This window comes from Sphingobium sp. B1D7B (assembly GCF_025961965.1).
Lineage (GTDB): Bacteria > Pseudomonadota > Alphaproteobacteria > Sphingomonadales > Sphingomonadaceae > Sphingobium.
Genome location: NZ_JAOQOR010000001.1, coordinates 3,548,007 through 3,569,347, shown reverse-complemented (window position 1 = coordinate 3,569,347; position 21,341 = coordinate 3,548,007). Strand labels below are relative to the sequence as shown.

Genomic DNA, 21,341 nt, shown 5'->3' with positions numbered 1-21,341 from the left:
CACCGCACGGCTCACGGCCCGATGTCGCCGCGGTCGCCCCGCACCCGCCGTTCCGACCCCGAGCCGAAGCCAAGTGCGGCGGCGACGGGGTTGTTCCACCCATAAGGATCGTCGCGGACCACCGGCTCGCCGGCATCGTCGAAGATCACGGTCTGGTAGAGCAGCCGCACCGGGATTTCGCGGGGCAGGGGGACAAAGCTCTCCTTGCCGGTTTCGCGTGCCTTTTGCCATTCGGCTGTCACGCCTTCGTCCCGCGCGATCATATCGGCAAAGCCTAGCGCATCCTGCACGCGCACGCACCCATGGCTGCGCTGGCGCTGTACTTCATCGAACAGTTGCTTGGCCGGCGTGTCGTGCAGGTAGATGGCGTGATCGTTCTTCATGTCGAATTTGACCAGTCCGAGCGAATTCTTCGGCCCGGGCTGCTGGACGATCCAGCCGTCCTTTCGCGCCATGTTGTTGCGGCGGAGATAGTCCGCGCCCTTGCCGGCCAGTTCCTTCTCTTCGATAGAGCGGGGCACGGTCCAGGTCGGGTTGGCGACGAGGCGATAGATGGGCGATGCGAGCATCGGCGTTTCATGGTCCGGTTCGCCCACGATCACCCGGCGCACATCGGCCAACTTGCCGTCGCGCCAGTAGCTCTGCCGGGCCGCCGCGATGTTCACATCGATGCGCGTCGCGGGCGGCGTGCGCTCGAGCCAGCGCATCCGCTCCATGTTCACCGCGATGGCGCGGGCGCGGTCAGCGTCTGACAGGTTGATGATCTTCAGTGCATCATCCCCGATCACCCCGTCGGCCGTGATGCCATAGTCCGCCTGCATGGCCCGCACGGCGGCGCCGATTGCCGGGGTGTAGCGCGTGTCCGTGCTGGCATTCGCCTTGTCGAGATAACCCGTCGCCACGAGCTGCCGGGCTATGGCCGGGATGCGGGGGTCGCTCTCACCCGGCTTGAGCGGCGCGCTGGTTGCCGGAATTTCGGTGCTGGCGCCATTGCCTTGCTTGCGCAGCGCGAGATAGGTCTCGGACAGCTTGCGATAGCTTGCATCCTGCGGCGCGAGGCTGGCGAGCCATGCGCCGACCTTGCCTTCCCGCAACGCCTGCGCAAGCCCGGCGCGAAGATCGGGCGAGGGGCGGGGGACGGTATAGATTTCATACAGCTTGGTCGGGTCAGTCGCGCCCCGAGCCAGTGCCTGTGCATAAGCAAGCGCAGCCTTGGTTAGCTCCGCATTGCCGGCCTTTTCACCCGAGCCGCCGAGGCCGAAATCCTTCTGGTCCAGACCATGGGCGGCGCGCTGGGCCAGCGCTTCGGTCAGTTGATCGGTTGCCTCGTCGCTCCACTGCATGTCTTCCAGCGCGAGGCCGGCCTGATCATGATTGTCCTTTGTTTTATCGCAACCCGAAAGAAGTAGCGCGATCGCCAGCAACGATGATCCAAAAATTCCAGTGCGCACATATGTCTCCCGACTGCTTGGTAGGGAAACGCGAGGCGCGGGATAACGCTCCCGTTACGGGCGGTTTCAGGCGTGAAATTCCGTGGGTTCGCCCGGCTCAGGCGTCGATGACGTCCTCATCGACCTGCGCGGCATTCTCCTGAATGAACGCGAAGCGATGCGCGGGATTGGTGCCCATCAGCCGGTCCACCAGATCCTTCACGCCCGCGCGCTCCTCATATTCCTGCGGCAGCGTGATGCGGATCATCTTGCGCTTCTTGGGGTCCATGGTGGTCTCGCGCAGCTGCATGGGGTTCATCTCGCCCAGGCCCTTGAAGCGGCTGACCTCCAGCTTCTTGACTTTGAGCTCGCCGCTGCGCAGTTTGGCGAGTGCGGCATCGTCCGCCGCATACCAGCTCTTGCCGCCCGCCACGAGGCGATAGAGCGGCGGCTGGGCGAGGTAGAGATGGCCGCGGCGCACAAGCTCCGGCATCTCCTGGAAGAAGAAGGTCATCAGCAAGGTGGCGATATGTGCGCCATCGACATCGGCATCGGTCATGATGACGATGCGCTCATAGCGCAGATTGTCCGGGTTGCAGTCCTTGCGGGTGCCGCAGCCGATGGCGAGGATCAGGTCTGCGATTTCCTGATTGGCGAGGATCTTGGCAGAGGTGGCCGAGGCGACGTTCAGGATTTTGCCGCGGATCGGCAGGATCGCCTGCGTCTTGCGGTCGCGCGCCTGCTTGGCGCTGCCGCCGGCGCTGTCGCCTTCCACGATGAACAGTTCGGTGCCCTCGGGGTCATCGGACGAGCAATCTGTCAGCTTGCCCGGCAGGCGGACCTTGCGGCCCGAGGTCGCCGTCTTGCGCTTGATTTCCTTTTCCTGCTTGCGGCGCAGGCGCTCGTCCATCCGCTCCAGCACATGGCCGAGCAGCGCCTTGCCCCGGTCCATATTGTCGGTGAGGAAATGGTCGAAATGGTCGCGCATGGCCGCTTCCACCAGCCGCGCGGCTTCCGGACTGGTCAGCCGGTCCTTGGTCTGGCTCTGGAATTGCGGATCGCGGATGAACACGCTCAGCATCAGCTCGCAGCCGGACATGATGTCGTCCGTCTGGATGTCCTTCGCCTTCTTCTGCCCGACCAGCTCGCCAAAGGCGCGGATGCCCTTGGTGACCGCGCCGCGCAGCCCGGTCTCGTGCGTGCCGCCGTCCGGGGTGGGGATGGTGTTGCAGTACCAGCTGGTGGAACCGTCGGACCAGAGCGGCCAGGCGATGGCCCATTCCACGCGCCCGACACCGTCCGGGAAATCCTGCGTGCCGCGGAAGAACTCCGCTGTCGCGCATTCGCGATTGCCCAGCTGCTCGCGCAGATGGTCGGAAAGGCCGCCGGGGAACTGGAACACCGCCTCGGCGGGGGTGTCATCCGTGATGATAGCCGGATCGCATTTCCAGCGGATTTCCACACCGGCAAAGAGATAGGCCTTGGAGCGGGCGAGGCGGTGCAGCCGGGAGGGCTTGAATTTCAGCTCGCCGAAAATATCGCCATCCGGGGTGAAGCTGACGCTGGTGCCCCGCCGGTTGGGCGCCGCACCCACCTTCTCCAGCGGACCCACAGGGTGCCCCTTGGAGAAGCGCTGGCGGAACAGTTCGCGATTACGCGCCACCTCGATCTCGGTGTCGACGGACAGCGCGTTGACCACGCTGATGCCGACGCCATGCAGGCCGCCCGACGTCGCATAGGCCTTGTCCGAGAATTTGCCGCCCGAGTGCAGCGTGGTGAGGATGACCTCCAGCGCCGACTTGCCGGGGAATTTGGGGTGCGGGTCCACTGGGATGCCGCGGCCATTGTCGGTGATCGTCAGCCGATTGCCCGCCTCCAGCGTCACCTCGATGCGGGTGGCGTGGCCGGCGACCGCTTCGTCCATCGCGTTGTCGAGCACTTCGGAGGCGAGATGGTGCAGGGCGCGCTCATCCGTGCCGCCGATATACATGCCGGGGCGGCGACGCACCGGCTCCAGCCCCTCCAGCACCTCAATGGCGGAGGCGTCGTAGCTTTCGGTTGTGCGGGCGATGTTCTGGTCGAACAGGTTGTCGGACATGCGGGAACTATAGGGCCAGCGGAGTCACGGGCGCAAGCGGCGTGATCTTATCCGGCGGGTGGTGGAACCATGTCGGCCCCCGAGCGCTCTAGCGGATCGATCATCGCAGCGCCGCACCGCGGCCAAATGCAATAGAATAGCTTGCAGATGCAGACAGCTCAGCGAGCAACGAAGTACGCAAAATCAATAATCGCGACCGTTTCGTTCATCTGGCAGCAATATTCGCGGGCAAAGCGTTACAAAAAAGAGACAGGTGTCGTGGTTAACAGAATTTTGTGAGCGAGTTCGCGAAACCAATTCGAGGGGGTGAACGTATTGCGGCCAGCCAGTTCAGAGGCAGGAGATTTATTGTATGAAAAAGATCGCTCTCATTTCGCTCACCACCGCCATGGCAGGCCTGCTGGCCGCTCCGGCTCTGGCGCAGGATGGCGCGGGTGATTGGACCGGTCCGTATGTCGGTGGCTCGCTCGGCATGGCCTGGCAGCCCAATTATGACCGCGACACGCTCGAGACGCTGACCTTCGACACCAACAATGATGGCAATTACGGCGATACCGTTTCTACGGCTGTCCCCGGCAATGCCTTCGCGCCCGGCTTCTGCCGTGGCCGCGCGCTTGGTGCCACGCCCGGCTCCTGTGCCGGTGACAAGGATCGTCGCGTCGCTTGGGGTGTCCATGCCGGTTATGACATGCAGATGGGCAACTTTGTCGTCGGCGCTGTCATCGAAGGCGGTCGCACGATGATCGGTAACTCGGTCAGCGGCTTCAGCACCACTCCCGCCAGCTATGTCCTGTCGCGTCGGATTGACTGGGATGCCAACGCCCGTCTGCGCGCTGGTCTGGCACTCGGCACCGGCACGCTGATCTACGGCACCGGCGGTGTCGCCTACGCCAAGATCAAGAACAACTTCGCCACCAGCAACACGTTCAACACCTTCACCGAGTCCAACGAAAGCGCGGACGAGTGGGGCTGGACCGCTGGCGGCGGCATCGAGCAGCGCGTGAGCCAGAACTTCTCGATCGGCGTGCAGTATCGCTACACCCGCTTCAACACGGATGGCTACACGGTTCGCGCCGGCCAAGGCACGCCGCCCTCGCTGACGAACCCGTTCGTGATTACGCCGGCTGGCTTCACCGACATCCAGCGCACCAACGATGTGTTCGATCATCACACCGTTCGCGCGACGGCGAGCTTCCGCTTCTAAGATCGATTGCGCCCTCCCGCTTCATAAGGCGGGAGGGTGTACGTCGCACTGGAATGCCAGATACAGAAAAGGGGCCGAAACCGGCCCCTTTTTTATGTCATCGCTTGATGCCTCAGCGCACCCGTGGGCCGCCATAAGGCATGGGCGGCGGGGGACGGCGCGTGCCACGCGGCAGCTGCGCCTGATAGGCCCGCCCGCAATGTTCCACGCAATAAGGGAAGCCAGGGTTCACCTTTTCACCGCAGAAGTGGAAGTCCGGCTCGCCCGGATGGCCCATCGGCCATTTACAGATCTTCTCGTTGAGATCGAGCAGGCTAGTCTTGTCTGCGATTTCCGGGCTGGGCTTGGCCGGAACCAGCCGGCGCGGCGGTGCCGGCGGAATCGGCTGCTGCATCTCGCCCGGACCCTGCCGCAGGAAGCCGCCGGGGCCAACCGAGACGATCCGGGGCTGGGGAGGCGGCGGAGGGGCGTCGGCAACAGGCTGGGCCGCGACGGGCGGCTGCGGCCGTGCTTCCACCACCGGCGGCGCCTTGGGCTGCGGCTTTGCGATGCGCGGCTCGGGCGCCGGCGCGGCTTCCGCCTTGGGTGCGGCGGGTGCCGGCGGAGGCGCGGCCTTGCGGCTTTGCGGCGCAGCAGCGCGGCTGGAGTCCGCCGCCTTCACGGGGGAGGGGCGCGACTGCAGGCCAAGGCGGTGCGCCTTGCCGATCACGGCGTTGCGGCTCACGCCGCCCAGCTCTTCAGCGATCTGGCTCGCAGTCATGCCGCGCTCCCACATCTGCCGGAGCTGATCGATGCGTTCGTCTGTCCAGGACATGCCTATTCCTTCAAATGATCGGGTCATATGGGCATCCATGGCCCAAAGGTCAAACGGCCTGTCATCGACAAAGCCGGGCGGCACAGTATCGCTGCGCCATTGCTGCTGCGGGTGGGACGCGATAGGGCGGTTTCATGGCCGAACCTGCTTCCTCGCACACCCAACCGCTCATTCGTCATGAACCGGGCGTTCCCGTCATCCACGGCGTCAACTGGTCCGGGATGAAGGCGCTCTACCTCAAGGAAGTCCGCCGCTTCCTCAAGGTGCATCTGCAGACGATCTGGGGGCCGGCGCTTACCAGCCTGTTGTTCCTGATCATCTTCACCGTCGCGCTGGGGCGTGGCGGCCTGATGGTGATGGGCGTGCCCTTCGCCGATTTCGTGGCGCCCGGCCTCATCATCATGGCGATGGTGCAGAACAGCTTCCAGAATACCGCCACCGTGGTGCTCGCCGGCAAACTGCAGGGGACCATCGTCGATTATCTCATGCCGCCTTTCTCCGCCGGGGAACTGCTGTTCGCCCTCGTCGCGGCCTCGGTGACCCGTGCGGCCTTTGTCGGTGGCGCCATCTGGCTGGCGATGCTGGCCTGGCCTGGCGTCCATGTGGCCCCGCATCATCTCTGGGCCGTCGTCTATTTCGGCATTGCCGGCTCGGCGATGCTGGGCTTCCTCGGCATTCTCACCGGCATCTGGGCGGAAAAGTTCGATCATGCCGCTGCCGTCACCAACTTTCTCGTTGCGCCTCTGTCGCTGCTCTCCGGCACCTTCTACTCGATGGATCATGTCTCGCCGATCATGCGAGCGATCAGCCACGTCAATCCGTTCTTCTACGCGATTTCCGGCTTCCGCTATGGCTTCCTCGCCGCGGCCGATTCGCCCATCGCGGTGGGCGCGGCGCTCCTGCTGGCGCTCAACCTCGTGCTGGCCGCCGTCTGCTACATCGGGCTACGGCAGGGGTGGCGGATCAAATCCTGAAGACAGGCATAGCCCCGACTACAACAGGCGAGGCGCCGCCCGTCAGTTCAGTGCCAGTAGCTCGGGTCGAGCGCATAATGCCCGCCGCGATGCTCGCCGAACAAGGCGGTGACAGCGGGATGATCGATCGGCTCGTCGGTTCCGTCGGCCACCAGATTCTGCTGGCTCACATAAGCGACATAGGTCGCTTCACCATTGTCCGCGAACAGATGGTAGAAAGGCTGGTCCCGCTCCGGCCGCATCGCCTCGGGAATGGCCTCATACCATTCCTCGCTGTTGGAAAAGACCGGATCGATATCGAACACAACCCCGCGAAACCCCAGCAGGCGGTGCCGGACCTTCTCCCCAATGCCGAAATGCGCGTGCGACACGCGATGGGCGGCACTGATCGTCGGAATGTGCGTCACGGAAGAGAATGACTTGCGGGCTTGGGCTTGATTCATGAGACAGATTTAGTGTCGCCGGCACCGAGTGCAAGTTTTCCCGCACCGACTGCTTGGCAAAGCCCTGATCATCCGCTAACAGCGCGCGCTCGACTACCGCAGCGGCGCCCTCTCTTTGGGCACTGCGACGCGAAAACCTCTGCGGAGAGGTGGCAGAGTGGTCGAATGCGCCGCACTCGAAATGCGGTGTACGGGCAACCGTACCGTGGGTTCGAATCCCACCCTCTCCGCCAGTTCCTGCGCCTCAGCGACCACTCCCGATCCAGCGCGTACGCAAATTTTCTCGAAAATCCTAAGGTTTCGGGAGAGGGGCCATCCGTCTCCGTCCGCGGTAGATCGTGTGCAAACTCGGCCGGTTTTATGACCGATTTCAAGGCTGCGGCATGACTTTGTTCACCGGTGCCAAGTCGCTCGCGCCTTCTCTATCCTGCGGTTGCCTTTCTGGGCATCGAGGCACACACCTCGATCCTCGCGATCGTGATGGTGTTTGGTAACTGGTTTGGCGCGCGAGCAGCGCCATCGTCTTCGGGTTCGGCTCCCCACTCTCGGCCGACTTTGGCGCTCTCCCGGCGGTTGCTTCAGGCTATTGCTACGATCTCATCGGCACCTTTGCGCCTGTGTTAGACGTTGTTGCCGCACTGTTCTTTATGGAACTGGTATTATGGCTTTCTTTAAGCCGCCGCACCTGCTTCGAGCTCGACTAGCCGTGATCTCGCTTGAATTGATAATTAGGGCAGCATGATTGCGGTCACATTGAGTCTGGGCGTGGTGATCGTTGATAGAACCAATGCGATTATGGCGCGATGGCGTGCAGCACGCCTTCCAGCCGCTCCAGTTGCTCTTCCTCAGCGATCCGCTCCTTGAGCAGCCAGCGCCCGTCTTTAGAGAGCAGCCCGGTCGGGACCTTCCTGCGACGCCCGCGCGGAGTCAGGGCGATTGCTGCAGGTCCTGCGTCGACCCTCTCTATCTGGGCCAATCGAGCGAGCAGCTTGATCCGCGCGACCGCAAGAAGTCGCTCAGCAGCATCCGGGAGCGAGCCGAACCGATCGATCAGCTCTTCTTCTAAGGCTTCGAGTTCTCCTTCGTCGCTCGCCCTGGCGATCCGCACATAGAGACCCAGACGAATGTCGACGTCGGGAATCCAGTCCTCGGGCAACGCGCCGGCCGTTCCAACATTCACCTCCGCGAGCCAAAGCCCGTCATCCTCGCCGCGCGCGGCCCTCAACGCCGCCTCGAATAAATGCTGGTAAAGGTCGACGCCCATGAGCTTCATATGCCCCGCCTGAGCATCGCTTAACAGATCGCCGGCGCCGCGCTGATCAAGGTCTGCTGCACTTATCTCGAATCCCGCGCCAAGTCGGTCGTAAGTCGTAAGCGTTCGCAGGCGCTTCATCGTATGCTCGGCAATCGTCCCACCCTCGGTGAACAGCATGACCTGTCCTCGCCTATTGCCCCGGCCGACCCGTCCGCGCAGTTGATGAAGCTGGGCGAGGCCGAAACGGTCGGCGTGCCAAACGAGCATGGTATTGGCGCGCGGCACGTCGAGACCCGCCTCGATAATATTCGTTGCGAGGAGCACATCGCCCTCGCCATTGGCGAAACGGACCATAGCCGCGTCAATCTCCGCCGCCGGTAGCTTGCCATGCGCCTCGATCAGCACAAGATCGGGCGTGATGCGCCGCAATCGCTCCGAGAGGGGCGCGAGATCCTCGATCCGTGGCACGACGACGAAGCTTTGCCCGCCCCGCGAGCGCTCGCGTAGCAAGGCCGTTCTGATCTGCGCGTCGTTCGGCTCGGCAAGGCTGGTACGGATCGGCTGGCGGCGCGCTGGCGGCGTTGCGATGACGGAAATCTGCTGAAGTCCGATCATCGCCCGGTGGAGTGTTCGCGGGATCGGGGTTGCGCTCATCGCGAGCAAATGAATGTCGGCCCGGCCGCGCAGCTTCGCCTTGTCAGCTGCACCAAAACGCTGCTCCTCATCTATGACAACGAGACCCAGCTTCGCATAGCGCACGTCCTTCGCCATTACCGCGCTGGTTCCGATGACGATGTCGATCGATCCGTCCGCCAAGCCCGCCTTGACGACCTTTTTCTCTGCCGCACTCGAAAGGCGGGATAGGCTAGCGACTTTGACTCCCAGCCCTGCGAAGCGGCGCTCGAACGTTTCCAGGTGCTGGCGCACAAGCACGGTAGTCGGCGCTGCGACCACGACTTGATGCCCGGCAAGGGCAGCCAATGCCGCAGCCCGGAGGGCAACTTCGGTCTTTCCATAGCCTACATCGCCAATGATCAGTCGGTCCATTGGACGACCGCTGGCAAGGTCATCGCGCACGGCTGCGATGGCCCGTGCCTGATCAGCCGTCTCATTGAACGCGAAGGTCGCAACGAAGCGCTCATAGGCGGCCGCCTCCGGCTCCAGTAAAGGGGCTTTTGTATTCATGCGCTGTTGCGCCAGCTTCAAAAGCGCCTTTGCGTTGGCCGCCGTCGCCTCGTCTATCTCGCTACGCCGCTTCGTCCAGCTCGTGCCGTCAAGCTTGTCGAGCTTTACTGCGTCCGCATCGGCGCCATAGCGCCAGATACGCCCCGCCTCTCCGGCAGGCACCAGTCGGCGGGTACCGCCGGCATATTCCAAAATGATCGCTTCCGATCCGCCTTCGGCTGGCGCGGCATTGAGCCCGAGCACTCGCGCGACGCCATGGTCTTCATGGACGACCACATCGCCCACGCGAATATCGCCGCCTGCGCGCGCAATTTCTGACGATGCCGTCTCCGGGGCCTCGTTCAGCAACGCCCGGCTGCCCAAGAGATCGGCGGCCGCCAGCATGATCAATCCGTCTCCGACCGCGCCCGCGTCGATCGGCGCAATTAGAGAGCCACCACTCGACTTCGGAGACGCGAGAACGGAACCGAGATCGGCCACGTCATGTAATTCGAGACCCAATTTGCGCGCGATGCGAGACCGCAGGAATCGGACATCCCGCTCGCTTCCAACGAGCAGTAATCGGTCGCCGGAATCAAGCCGCGGCTTCACAAACCGGACCATCGCGTTGAGTGGTGCGCGTTGCTCAGCGAAACGGGGGAGGGCTTCGATTTGAGCATCGGTAATCTCACTTGTCTTCCAGCTTTCTTCGCCCGCCCTCCACTCACCTTCCGCCACGGCGTCGGCCGGCTGTTCGGCCCCTGTCTCAGCTGCCAGTCGAGCAAATCGACGACGGCGCTGGTCGGCTTTTCCACTTTGAAACAGGCGCCCCGGCCGAAGATGAGCGAGAATGCTGCAACGCCGACCATCCGTTGGCTCCAGCGCGCGGCCGATCTCCAGCGCTTCGCAATCTCCAGTGCTAAGCTGGGTCGCCGGGTCGTAATGCCGGATGCTGGCGATCTGCCCATCAGAAATCTCGATGCGAGCGGGCGCACCGGCATCCGCCGGATAGATATCAATGACTTCACCCCGCACCGCGATCTCGCCCGGTTCGTCTACGCGGTCGTCACTGACATAGCCAATCGCGTACATGTCCTGCGCAAACCCCGCAGGATCGATCTTGTCGCCCTCCCTCAGCGTAGGCGGCGCAGCGTCAAAGGCTGCTGGATCCGGATAAAGCCTTGCCGCCGCTTCGCCGCTCATTACCACAGCGATGGGCTTGACGCCGCCCGCCTGCATGGAGCGCCTGAGCATGCGCAGCGCGGCAACACGCTGCCCAATGTTCGCAGGTGAAGCAGGAGCACTGTCGCCGGGCAGTGTGTCACTTGATGGTAAGAAGATGACAACGTTCTCGGGCGCTAGCTTGCCGAGGGCGGCGGCCAGCGCCTCTGCTTCCTGTTCATCATCGGCGAGATAGAGAACGTCCTCGGCTTGCAGCGCTTTCCATAGTGTCAGGGCCCGTACACCCACTCCATGCCCGCCGCTCATTTCGCGTTCTCTCCGGCAAGATCGACCGCAGTTCGCGCCCCGATATTGGCAGCGGTCATCATAGCGGCGATCATAGTGGCCGCGGCCGCAATCCGGCCTGCAAAGTCTTCCAGGGTCTGCTCCTGCGCTGGACGATAGGAAGCCTGAAACGCGCACATTCGCCCCTGGTCGCAGGGTCGCGAGCAATTTTAGTCTGATTTATGTTGATTGTCCTGGTCGGAACTTCCGACGTTGGACGATGCGCCGCCTTCGTTGCATCGGTCCCTAGCTTGTCAGTGTTGAGACTGCCCTGATCCATCGACCGGCAGATTTGTGTCCCCGCAAGTAAACGCGTCCTTAGCGGCGGTTGCGCTCGGCTCAACGAGCATTTCCGCGGGTGAGCGACGTGCGTTGGGCCGCTGGAACCTTCCTTAGACCAAGCTGGAACGACTCTCATGCCAAAGGATTTCGTGGATATGCCATTGGCGGGATTCATGATGTGGCGCAGATGAAGCGCGTCGGTCCAGGGTTCTTCATGGGCTTGGGCGGCCGCCGACGGGATGCTGCCGGACATGCGGGTGCTCGGCGGTGAAGATCGCGACCTACAATGTGAATGGCGTCAACGGCCGGCTGCCTGTCCTCCTCCGTTGGCTGGAAGAAGCTGAACCCGATGTCGTCGTGCTCCAGGAGTTGAAGGCACCGCAGGAGCGCTTTCCCGAAGGCGCCATCCGCGATCTTGGTTATGATGTCATCTGGCACGGCCAGAAATCCTGGAACGGCGTCGCGATGCTGAGCCGCGTCGGAGAAATTCACGAGACCCGGCGAGGGCTTCCCGATGACCCGGACCCGAGCCAAAGCCGGTACCTCGAGGCGGCGGTCAACGGTATCCTGATTGGCGGGCTTTATCTCCCGAATGGCAATCCCCGACCTGGCCCCAAATTCGACTATAAGCTGCGCTGGTTCGAGCGGCTGATCGATCACGCTGCCGGGTTACTCGAAACCGGGCTGCCAGTAATGCTTGCTGGTGACTTCAATGTCATGCCCACCGATCTGGACGTCTATAAGCCCGAGCGCTGGCTCGACGACGCCCTGTTCGCGCCTGAGGTGAAGGCGGCCTATTTCCGGTTGCTGGACCAAGGTTGGAAAGATGCGCTTCGCACGCTTCATCCCGGCGAAGTCATCTACACCTTCTGGGATTATTTCCGGAACGCCTACGGCCGAAATGCAGGCCTTAGAATAGACCATCTGCTGCTCAGCCCGGCCCTCGCCAGCCGACTGGTCGATGCTCAGGTTGACGCCCATGTGCGTAGCTGGGAAAAAACGAGCGACCATGCGCCAGTTTGGATCGAGCTTGCCGATAAGCCCAAACGCAAAAGAATCCCGAAAGCTATGTCATGATGGAGACTGAAAGCTTCCTCCTGGGCAAAAACGGCTGGGTGCCGAACAACGATCGGTTGCCCGTAATCGTCTATCGCGGCGTATTGCAGGGCGGTAACTCGGATTTGGCCGAACGGTTCGAAGCGCTGTTCGCGGAGAACGGCTGGTTGCCCGACTGGCGTGACGGTGTGTTCGACTATCATCATTATCATTCGACCACGCATGAAGCGCTCGGCGTGTTTGCCGGAAGGGCGATGCTCGAACTCGGCGGACCCGATGGCCGGCAGATCGAAGTCGTGGCGGGCGATGCGGTGATGTTGCCCGTCGGCACCGGCCACCGCTGCGTCGCGTCCAGCGAAGATTTTCAGGTTGTTGGCGCGTACCCGAAAGGGCTGAGCTGGGACATCTGCCGGGAAGGGCCCGACGATGCCGCCGAGGCCCGAATGGCCGCTGTGCCTGAACCCCGTCGCGATCCCGTGACTGGCGAAACGGGCACGCAAAACGGGGCATAAGAAGGATCAGTCGCGGGACAGCTCTGCTTCAGTGCCTCGATCCGCGTCGTCCCGTTCGCTTAGGTCAGGTCTTCGGGCGGAAGTTTCTTCCTCATTTCCTTGCTCTTTTCAACGAGTTGAATGAGTTCGGCAGGCTTCAACTCTCGCACCAACTGATCGAACGTGCATTGCACGGGCGCTTTGTCAGGGCGCCAGCGGCGAAAGCGGGTGCCGTGGCGGAACCGGCCTGCGGTGATCTGGTCATAAATGACCTCGGCGACCAGCCCATGGTCGAGAGCAATATAATCACCGCTCTTGTCGGGATTCCAGCGGCTGGGTCCGCCGGGCGCCTTTCCGGTAAACCCCGGCCCGCCTTCATGCGGCTTGAGTGCTTTGATCAGCGCCTTGCGCTCGGTGGCGGGGAAACCCGAGCTAAATCCGACAAGATCGAGATGACCAGTCTGAGTATAGAGCCCAAGGAGCAGTGAGGCGACATCGCCCTTGGCAGTCTTGCGATATCCGCCAACCACGCAATCGGCCGTGCGCAATTGCTTCACCTTCCGCATCGCGCGTTCCCCTGGTCGATAGGGCTCGTCGAGCGCCTTGGCGATCACGCCATCAAGGGCGCCGCCCGTTTCGGCTAGCCAGGTTTTGGCTTGCTCCAGCGATGTCGAGGCCGGCGACAGGATCAGTGATGAGTTGACTATCGAGCTGTATAGCGCCTCAAGCGCGCCCCGTCGTTCCGCCAGCGGCTTGTCGCGAAGGTTGCTGCTGCCGATTGCCAGCGCGTCGAACAGGATAAGCTGCGCGGGTGTCTCCCTCGAGAGCTTGGCGATGCGCGAGGCAGCGGGATGGAGGCGAGCCTGAAGCACATTGAAGGAGAGATGATCGCCGATCGGGATCACCAGTTCGCCGTCAAGGAGCAGGTGCTTCTCAGGAAGGTTGCGAATATGGGCAATCATTTCCGGAAAGTAGCGGCCGAGCGGCTTGCCCGATTTGGACCAGATCTCGATATTGTCGCCCTCGCGCGCAGCGATCGCGCGAAAGCCATCCCATTTGGGTTCATACTGCCAGCCGGGTGGGGAGGGCAGTTCCTCGACCAAAACCGCTTCCATGGGCGCAAGCGGAGCCTTGCTGTCGTCAGTATGGGTTGATTTCGAGCGAGCCATGCCAGGATAACCCCTGGCGGGGAGAGCGGTTGCCCGGGCTGGCAGTCCATTCAGTCGGCAGACCGGCGTACCTTTCAGCATATGCGGTGTTACGAGCCATGTGCCGATTGAGATGGGCCGCTCCATCGTTCCATCGCACGGGACCCCGCCACCGAGCGCTCTCTTGGCTATGTCCACGGCCTTAGCGGAGGGTGGGGCAGGGGACATTGGTCGTAATAGCGTTGTTCAAAGGGTCGATGGGCGGTTGCTGAAAGCTGTCATCGATTCAGACCTGAGCGGCCATACGGGCATCCAACTCTGAATGGCGAAGTTGCTCAGGAGCGGACAGGGTAATCCGGTGCGAGGCGCAGTGCAGGCTAAGCAGATGCCGTTGGCGCCAATGGGGCATCCCGATTTCCGGCTGGTCGTGCTGCTGCCTGCGGAAGGCGACGCTTAGGCGGACCAGCTAGTGAAAAAACGAACAGCTCGCTATTCGTTGGCGCCGTCAGGTCAATCTCGCAGCTTGTAATGTCATCTCTGAAGGCGGCAGTTGCGCGAACACTTTCCCATCGCTCGCTGCCAGGTTCGATTCCCGGCCAGCCGGTTTGCTGGCGCAAGACGGGATCGGGGTGGAGGACTTCAGGGCCCGTCCAGCGGACAATCTCGTCGGACCAGGCTTCGTTGTCCTCGCCGCGAAATTGTTGCGAGGCGATCTTTAGGGGTGCGGAAAGCGATGCTCGCGCGTGCTTCCCTCGCTCGGCGACACGAAGCGCATGATCGCGGTTGGTCGCATCCTTTAATCGGCGTCTTAAAGAGGCGGCGCGCATGGCGGCCGCGAAGGATCTTGTCCTTGGGTCAAAGCCTCATGACGGAGGGCGCGAGCAACAAACCTAGCTCAACCGAAGGTGGCGTAACGCTCTAGTGCCAACGCACTATGCGAACTTATGACGATTTTTATGACCATCGAAGGAGGTCATGAAATAATCTTTAAATAACATAGAATTTTGGCGTACACCCTCTCCGCCACTTACAAATGAGCGCTGGTGCCGACGGCGCGTGCCCCTCGCCTCCGTCGTTGCCGATTTCGCCCCTGGGTGCTTGCGTTCGCTGCGATCGGGTGATGGTTAGTTCGATGGCCTGCCGCTCCCTTTTTATTCCAAGCGATCTCCGCAGGCCTATGCGCAACATCAGGGGCCGTCGCACCGCGTCTCTTGCGCTCTCAACCTTGCAGCGCCACGCGGACCGCCGCCAGATCGCGCGCGAACAAATTTTGTTCTCGCGCTTGCGCCTCTCCGCTCAGGCGCAGCAGATAGCTGGGATGGGCGCTCAGCCAGAGCTGGCTGCCATCCGCGAGCTCATAGGGCCGGCCGCGCTCCTTGGCGATGCTGGGTGTCCGGCCTAGCAGGGCGCGCCCGGCGCTGGCGCCCAAGGCCAGCACGATCGTTGGTTGAACGATCCGTCTTTCGGCATCGAGCCACCAGCGGCAATGGTCGATCTCCCCCGCGGTCGGGTTTTGGTGGAGACGTCGCTTGCCGCGTTGCTCGAATTTGAAATGTTTGACGGCGTTGGTCAGCCGGATTTCGGCACGATCGAACCCCGCCGTCTCCAGATGCCCGTCGAGCAACTGCCCCGCCGGACCGACAAAAGGCCGGCCCTCCTGCTCTTCGAAATCGCCCGGCTGCTCGCCCACGATCATCAGCCGCGCGTTGCCGGGCCCTTCGCCAGCGACGGCGCGCGTGCCGTTGCAGCCGATCGAGCAGGCCGTACAGGTCGAGATGCCCTCGGCAATCTCACTGAGGGACGTCGGGGGCGGGCGCTGGAAGGGATCGGCGCCTTGATCGACCATCTGAGCCTCGCGGGCCTGCGCGCCGGCAATCAACGCAGGGATCAACGCGGCTTCCGGCAGGTTCTTCCAGTATCGCCGGGGCATTTCCTTCACCATCATCGCCACCTTGAGCCGCGCGGGGTTGAAGATGGAGGCATAATAACGCTGCCAAAGCCCTTCGATCTCGTCTTCGCCGGGGGCATCCCGGGCGTCGGCGCCCGGCCCCTCCGCGAGCTGAGCGCCATCCCAGTGCAAGCTGAGATCGGGCGTCAGGATGGACCAGCGCTGGCTCGCGAACCGATTGAGGAAAAACGGGGCGTTGGCGCGCACGATGGCATGATCCGGCTCGAACCAGGCCACGTAGCGGTCCGTTCCATCGGGATCCTGGGCCAGCCGGAACCGCACGAACGCCCTCATCTTGTGAATGTCGCGGCGCACCTGCCGCTCCAACTGCGTGAGGGCGTGCACATCGGCATCGCTCGTCTTTTCAAGCAGGTGCGGGTCGCTTTGCAGGCGCCACAACAGGCGATAGAGCAGCGCCAACCGTGTATCCGAGCTGTGCAGGATCACCTTGCGGGCCAACTCGATGAAGCGCTTGTTGGCCGTGACCGGGCGGGGTGATGGAGCAGGCTCAGGCGTGTCTTTGGACGCGAACAAATCCCGCGCGCCGTCCGATGCCGCTGCCCAGCGGATATGCTCCGGACCGACGCCCTGCAAGACCAGGGCGCGGGCCAGATCGCGCCATGTGTCGAAATCATGGGCGTCATCCAGCTCGGCATTGAACAGCGCGGGCTGACGCAGGAGCGGGGCCGGCTTCACCTGAACAGTTCCATCTGGCGAGGTGGCGGGGCCAGCCGGGCACGCAGGTTTGCCGTGTCGATCAAGCCAGTCGGGCGCCAGTCGGCCGTGACAATGAACGGCCGCAATTTGGTGACCGTGCGAGTGAGCCGGGCGAGATCATCCAGCCGGAGACGATGATGGCGGCGGGCTTGCAGGATGGCAGCCACCGCCCGCGTGCCCAGTCCCGGCACGCGCAGGAGCTTTTCGCGCGAGGCCAGATTGATGTCGACCGGAAAATCCTGCCGGTGCCGCAAGGCCCAGGCCAGCTTGGGGTCGATGTCGAGCGCCAGCATCCCGTCATCGTCCGTCGCGGTCTGCACCTCGCTTGTCGAAAATCCGTAGAAGCGGATCAGCCAGTCGGATTGATAAAGCCGATGCTCGCGCATCAGGGGCGGTCGCTTGAGCGGCAGAACGGCGCTGGCATCGGGGATCGGGCTGAAGGCGGAATAATAGACGCGGCGCAGGCGATGGCGGTCGTACAATTCGCTGGCCCGGCCGATGATCTGCGTGTCGCTGGCGCCATCCGCGCCGACGATCATCTGGGTAGATTGGCCGGCGGGCGCGAACATCGGCGCATGCTTGAAGCGTTTGCGCGCATCCTTCGCCTCCACCATGGCCGAACCGAGCCGCGCCATCGCGCCTTCGATCTGCCCGCCATTCTTGTCGGGCGCCAGATCGGTCAGGCCGCGCTCGGTCGGCAGTTCGACATTGATCGAGACGCGGTCCGCCCACAGGCCCGCTTGCTCGACCAGCGCGCGATCGGCCTCGGGGATCGTCTTGAGGTGGATATAGCCCTTGAAGCCATGATCCTCCCGCAAGGCACGGGCGACCTCGATCAGCTGCTCCATCGTATGGTCGGCGGACTTGATGATGCCCGAGGAGAGGAACAGGCCCTCGATATAATTGCGCCGGTAGAAGTTGAGCGTCAGCTCGACCACTTCCTGCGCCGTAAAGCGCGCCCGCCGCACGTTCGAGCTTTTGCGGTTGACGCAATAATGGCAGTCGAAAATGCAATGATTGGTGAGCAGGATCTTGAGCAGCGAGATGCAGCGCCCGTCCGGCGCATAGGCATGGCAGATGCCCATGCCTTCGGTCGAGCCGATCCCCTTGCCATCGCGACTGTTGCGCTTGGCCGTGCCGGACGATGCGCAGGAGGCATCATATTTGGCGGCGTCCGCAAGGATCGCCAGCCGATCCGTAATCGTCTCCTGTTTCATTTGTTCTTTATATGTTCCAGCGGCTGGGGCGGCAAGCACCGAGCAGGCCAGCCCGGCTCGGTTCGTCTGAAAATTGCACTGCCATGTGCCTTGCGCTATGCGCTGGGGAAGAGCCCCGGTGTCCGCTGATCCTCGCTGATTCGCGCCGCCGGGGCCTTGATTTTTACAACTGATGAGTAGGCACCCGCACATGTCCCGTCGTCGCCAGATTTATGAGGGCAAGGCGAAGATCCTTTATGAAGGTCCCGAGCCCGGCACGCTGATCCAGTATTTCAAGGACGATGCGACCGCCTTCAATGCGCAGAAGAAGGGGACGATCTCCGGCAAGGGCGTGCTGAATAACCGGATTTCCGAGCATGTCTTCACGCTGCTCGCGAACATCGGCGTGCCCACCCACTTCATCAAGCGGCTGAACATGCGCGAGCAGCTCATCCGTCAGGTCGAGATCGTGCCGATCGAGGTCGTGGTGCGCAATGTCGCTGCTGGCTCGCTCTCCACTCGGCTGGGCATTGAGGAGGGCACGCAGCTGCCCCGCACGCTCATCGAATATTATTACAAGGATGATGCGCTCGGCGATCCGCTGATCACCGAAGAGCATATCGCCTGCTTCGGCTGGGCGAGCCAGGAAGAGATGCACGACATCGCCGACATGGCGATCCGCGTAAACGACTTCATGAGCGGCTTGTTCGCCGGCATCGGCATCCGTCTGGTCGACTTCAAGCTGGAGTTCGGCCGCATCTGGGATGGCGATTTCTCGCGCATCATTCTGGCCGACGAGATCAGCCCCGATGGCTGCCGCTTGTGGGATATGGCCACTAACGAGAAGCTGGATAAGGACCGCTTCCGCCGCGATCTGGGCGGTGAGGTCGAGGCCTATCAGGAAGTCGCGCGCCGCTTGGGCCTGCTGCCCGAGGGCCTTGAGAACGACGTTCTCGATCTGGAGAGCCACCGCAAGAAGCGCGGCAAGTAAGAGACGTTTCGGGCCGGGCGCTCATCAGCGGCGCCCGGCTCCCGCGCCTTTACATCGCCGCGCCGGGCAGCACCCAGGCATTGAGGCCCATCCACAGGGCCATGGCGACCATGAACAGGTCTTCGGTCAGCGAGACGAAGCCGAGTGGCACATTGGTCCCGCCGCCAACGCAGGCACATTTGAGGCTGCGTTTCTCCACATAGACAGCCTTGTAGATCGAGACCGCGCCGATGCCGCCGATGAACGCGGCGACTGGTACCGAGAGCCAGGGCAGGGCCCCCGCGAGCATCAGCACGCCGGCGCCCAATTGGGCGAACGGATAGATTGAGGCATAGGGCACCCATTTGCGGGCCAGCAGATCATAGCCCAGGAACATGGTCGCGAACCGATCCACATCCTGCAGCTTGAGCATCGCCAGCAGGATCATCGTCACGGAGATGAAGCGCTCGAGGGTGAGCAGGCTGAGCAGCGGCGCGGCCGTCAACAGATCGATCGTCAGCGCGATCAGCGCCGCAACAGCGAAGACGACCAGAACAGGCGTATAGCTCGTCGCGTTCGGATCCTTGACGCTGAGGCCCAGGAAGCGGCGCAAGTCATCATGGCCACCGATCCGCTGACCGTCGATGAACACCTGCGGCGTGGTGGTCACATAATGCTCGGCCTTGAAGGCTTCCTGCTGGGCGCGGGTTTCGATCCAGCGATCCTCGACATCATAGCCTTTGCTGCGCAGCAGGTGGAGCGCCTTGAGGCCATAGGGGCAGATGTGGGTCGGCATGACCATCCGATAGAGGACAGCCTTGCGGCCCTTCGGGTTTCGGGGTTCAGGCATTGACGCTCATCCTTGCTGAGAAGTCCATGCACCCCATATAGGGTCTGTACCATGGTACGGAGTCAAGCATGGCGGCGATCAGCATTTCGGGTCTGGCGAAAGCCGGCGGTGTGGGGGTCGAGACGATCCGCTTCTACCAGCGCAAGGGGCTGCTCCCTACGCCTGAGAAACAGGCCGGCAATGATCTGTCCGGGGGCATAAGGCGCTATAGAGAGGAGGATGTCCGGCGGCTGCGCTTCATTCGGGCGGCGCAGCAGGCCGGCTTTACGCTGGAAGAAATCCGCACGCTTTTGTCGCTGGACGCGGGGCAGGATCGCGCCCGCGCGCGCGCTCTGGCGGAAGAGCGGCTGGTCCAGCTCGATGAAAGGATCGCGCAACTCGAAGCGGCCCGCGCCTCGCTGCGCCAACTCGCGCGGACCTGTGCCCGTTCCGAAGAAGGGCCGTGCCCGATCCTGCAATCCTTCGGCGTGTGAGGCCTTATCCGGCCGGCAGGCGCAGGCGTACCATCAGGCCGCCTAGGTCCTCGCTCTCATCCAGCGTGACAGAGCCACCGTAGATTTCCGCGACATCGCGCACGATGGCGAGGCCAAGGCCGGTGCCGGGCTTGCCGCTATCCAGCCGCACGCCGCGATCGAAGATGCGTTCGCGCGCGGCCTCGGGAATGCCCATGCCGTCGTCCTCCACGAGAATGTCGACCCAGGGCGTGCTCTGCACCACGGTGACGAACACGCTGCCGCCGCCATATTTGGCGGCATTCTCGACCAGATTGCCGAGCAGCTCGTCTAGATCCTGCCGCTCGACGCGGACGACGGCCGTCTGCGCGCCGTCGCGGTCGATGCGGACATCCGGGTAGAGGCGCTCGACGGCGCGCTCCACCGCTTCGAGGCTCGGCCACACCAATGTGCGGCTCTGCGCCGCGCCGCGCCGGCCGAGGGCACGGGCGCGGGCAAGATGGTGGTCGATCTGGCGGCGCATCGTCCCGGTTTCCCGCACCACTGTCGTGGCCAGGTCGGGCGACTGGGCCGTCGCGGCGTTCATCACGACCGTCAGCGGCGTCTTGAGCGCGTGGGCGAGATTGCCGGCGTGGCGGCGGGCTTCCTCCGCCTGCTGCTCGTTATGGGCGAGCAGCGCGTTCAATTCCTCGACCAGCGGCTGGACCTCCCGCGGGAGCGGCACGGTTACGCGGCTTTTCTCGCCATCCCTCATGCGCGCGATTTCGCGGCGGATATGGCGCAGCGGCCGCAGGCCGAAGAACACCTGCAAGCCGGCCAATATGATCAGCCCGACGCCAAGAATGACGAAGCTGTTGAACAGCGTGGCCCGCAGCGCGTGGATCTGCGCGTCCAGGCCCTCGCGGGCCTGCGCGACGATGAAAATCCACCGCGTATTGCTGCCCGGCAGGATCACGGTGCGAGCCATCAGGCGCAGCGGCTCATCGGGGAACTGGTTGCTGTCCATCCCCTCGCCGGGATTGGTGGTCATGCCCGGCGTGACGCGGATCGCCCGGTCCCATAGCGAACGCGAGCGCCAGTCTTCATGGCCCTGACCGCTGATCTGGTAATAGAGCCCGCTCGCCGGCTCCAGAAACCTTTGGTCGGCGAGCGGCCGATTGAACAGCACTTCGCCTTCCGGGCCGATCTCCGCCGAGGAGATCATGGCGGTCAGCACATAGGACAAGCCGTCATCGAAGGTGCGCGTGACGGTGCTCACCAGCACCCGGTCGAGCGCCAGCGCGCCGCCGAGCAACAGCAGGCCGATCCAGATGGCCGAGATGCCGAGAATGCGGCGGCTGAGC

At 63.2% G+C, this 21,341-nt stretch carries 16 protein-coding genes and 1 tRNA gene; 7 read left to right on the top strand and 10 right to left on the bottom strand.

Going from position 1 to position 21,341, the window contains the following annotated elements:
• Nucleotides 1-11 precede the first annotated feature (11 nt).
• Together M2336_RS16730 and parE are read right to left on the bottom strand one after the other, a co-directional pair.
• Nucleotides 12-1,451, bottom strand: a complete 1,440-nt coding sequence (locus M2336_RS16730; protein ID WP_264573342.1) for a L,D-transpeptidase family protein — start codon at nt 1,449-1,451, stop codon at nt 12-14.
• A 97-nt stretch (nt 1,452-1,548) separates the two neighbouring features.
• Nucleotides 1,549-3,528, bottom strand: coding sequence for a DNA topoisomerase IV subunit B (gene parE / locus M2336_RS16725; protein WP_264593218.1), 1,980 nt, complete (start codon nt 3,526-3,528; stop codon nt 1,549-1,551).
• 352 nt (nt 3,529-3,880) lie between these two features.
• Between parE and M2336_RS16720 the strand changes: the two genes are divergently transcribed.
• Entirely contained in the window at nt 3,881-4,732 is an 852-nt protein-coding gene (locus M2336_RS16720) for an outer membrane protein (protein WP_264571006.1), read from the top strand.
• A gap of 112 nt (nt 4,733-4,844) precedes the next feature.
• Here M2336_RS16720 and M2336_RS16715 read toward each other — a convergent pair whose 3' ends face one another.
• Nucleotides 4,845-5,546: a GcrA family cell cycle regulator gene (locus M2336_RS16715; RefSeq protein WP_264573340.1), complete on the bottom strand. Its 702-nt coding sequence runs from the start codon at nt 5,544-5,546 to the stop codon at nt 4,845-4,847.
• 134 nt (nt 5,547-5,680) lie between these two features.
• On the opposite strand from M2336_RS16715, the gene M2336_RS16710 reads away from it, so the two are divergent.
• Nucleotides 5,681-6,520: an ABC transporter permease gene (locus M2336_RS16710; protein WP_181560303.1), complete on the top strand. Its 840-nt coding sequence runs from the start codon at nt 5,681-5,683 to the stop codon at nt 6,518-6,520.
• Nucleotides 6,521-6,567: 47 nt separating this feature from the next.
• On the opposite strand, the gene hspQ is transcribed toward M2336_RS16710, so the two are convergent.
• Nucleotides 6,568-6,963 carry a heat shock protein HspQ gene (gene hspQ / locus M2336_RS16705; RefSeq protein WP_264571004.1) on the bottom strand — a complete coding sequence of 132 codons (396 nt, stop codon included), beginning with the start codon at nt 6,961-6,963 and terminating at the stop codon, nt 6,568-6,570.
• A gap of 143 nt (nt 6,964-7,106) precedes the next feature.
• Between hspQ and M2336_RS16700 the strand changes: the two genes are divergently transcribed.
• Nucleotides 7,107-7,196: transfer RNA gene (locus M2336_RS16700), tRNA-Ser, on the top strand.
• Between the two features lie 560 nt (nt 7,197-7,756).
• Here M2336_RS16700 and M2336_RS16695 read toward each other — a convergent pair.
• The gene (locus M2336_RS16695; RefSeq protein WP_264593217.1) at nt 7,757-10,870 is read right to left on the bottom strand and encodes a TRCF domain-containing protein; all 3,114 of its coding nucleotides are present in this window, start codon (nt 10,868-10,870) and stop codon (nt 7,757-7,759) included.
• A gap of 567 nt (nt 10,871-11,437) precedes the next feature.
• Between M2336_RS16695 and xth the strand changes: the two genes are divergently transcribed.
• Nucleotides 11,438-12,247: an exodeoxyribonuclease III gene (gene xth, locus M2336_RS16690; protein WP_264593216.1), complete on the top strand. Its 810-nt coding sequence runs from the start codon at nt 11,438-11,440 to the stop codon at nt 12,245-12,247.
• Nucleotides 12,244-12,738, top strand: coding sequence for a cupin (locus M2336_RS16685; protein ID WP_264593215.1), 495 nt, complete (start codon nt 12,244-12,246; stop codon nt 12,736-12,738). The genes xth and M2336_RS16685 overlap by 4 nt, the downstream gene beginning before the upstream one ends.
• 59 nt (nt 12,739-12,797) lie before the next feature.
• Here M2336_RS16685 and M2336_RS16680 read toward each other — a convergent pair whose 3' ends face one another.
• The 3 genes from M2336_RS16680 to M2336_RS16670 all read right to left on the bottom strand — a co-directional run bounded on the left by M2336_RS16680 (nt 12,798) and on the right by M2336_RS16670 (nt 17,747).
• Nucleotides 12,798-14,012, bottom strand: coding sequence for an ATP-dependent DNA ligase (locus tag M2336_RS16680; RefSeq protein ID WP_264593214.1), 1,215 nt, complete (start codon nt 14,010-14,012; stop codon nt 12,798-12,800).
• A gap of 1,072 nt (nt 14,013-15,084) precedes the next feature.
• Nucleotides 15,085-16,509, bottom strand: coding sequence for a UdgX family uracil-DNA binding protein (locus M2336_RS16675; RefSeq protein ID WP_413715942.1), 1,425 nt, complete (start codon nt 16,507-16,509; stop codon nt 15,085-15,087).
• Nucleotides 16,506-17,747: a putative DNA modification/repair radical SAM protein gene (locus M2336_RS16670; protein ID WP_264573339.1), complete on the bottom strand. Its 1,242-nt coding sequence runs from the start codon at nt 17,745-17,747 to the stop codon at nt 16,506-16,508. Before M2336_RS16670 ends, M2336_RS16675 begins: the two co-directional genes overlap by 4 nt.
• A gap of 190 nt (nt 17,748-17,937) precedes the next feature.
• On the opposite strand from M2336_RS16670, the gene purC reads away from it, so the two are divergent.
• Nucleotides 17,938-18,717 carry a phosphoribosylaminoimidazolesuccinocarboxamide synthase gene (gene purC / locus M2336_RS16665; protein WP_181560284.1) on the top strand — a complete coding sequence of 260 codons (780 nt, stop codon included), beginning with the start codon at nt 17,938-17,940 and terminating at the stop codon, nt 18,715-18,717.
• A gap of 49 nt (nt 18,718-18,766) precedes the next feature.
• Here the strand turns inward: purC and M2336_RS16660 are convergent, their stop codons facing one another.
• Nucleotides 18,767-19,546, bottom strand: a complete 780-nt coding sequence (locus M2336_RS16660; RefSeq protein ID WP_264573338.1) for a glutaredoxin — start codon at nt 19,544-19,546, stop codon at nt 18,767-18,769.
• Between the two features lie 68 nt (nt 19,547-19,614).
• On the opposite strand from M2336_RS16660, the gene M2336_RS16655 reads away from it, so the two are divergent.
• A complete protein-coding gene (locus M2336_RS16655; protein ID WP_264573337.1) occupies nt 19,615-20,019 on the top strand; it encodes a MerR family transcriptional regulator in 405 nt (134 codons plus the stop codon).
• A gap of 4 nt (nt 20,020-20,023) precedes the next feature.
• Here the strand turns inward: M2336_RS16655 and M2336_RS16650 are convergent, their stop codons facing one another.
• Nucleotides 20,024-21,328, bottom strand: a complete 1,305-nt coding sequence (locus tag M2336_RS16650) for a sensor histidine kinase (RefSeq protein ID WP_181561478.1) — start codon at nt 21,326-21,328, stop codon at nt 20,024-20,026.
• Between the last annotated feature and the right edge of the window lie 13 nt (nt 21,329-21,341).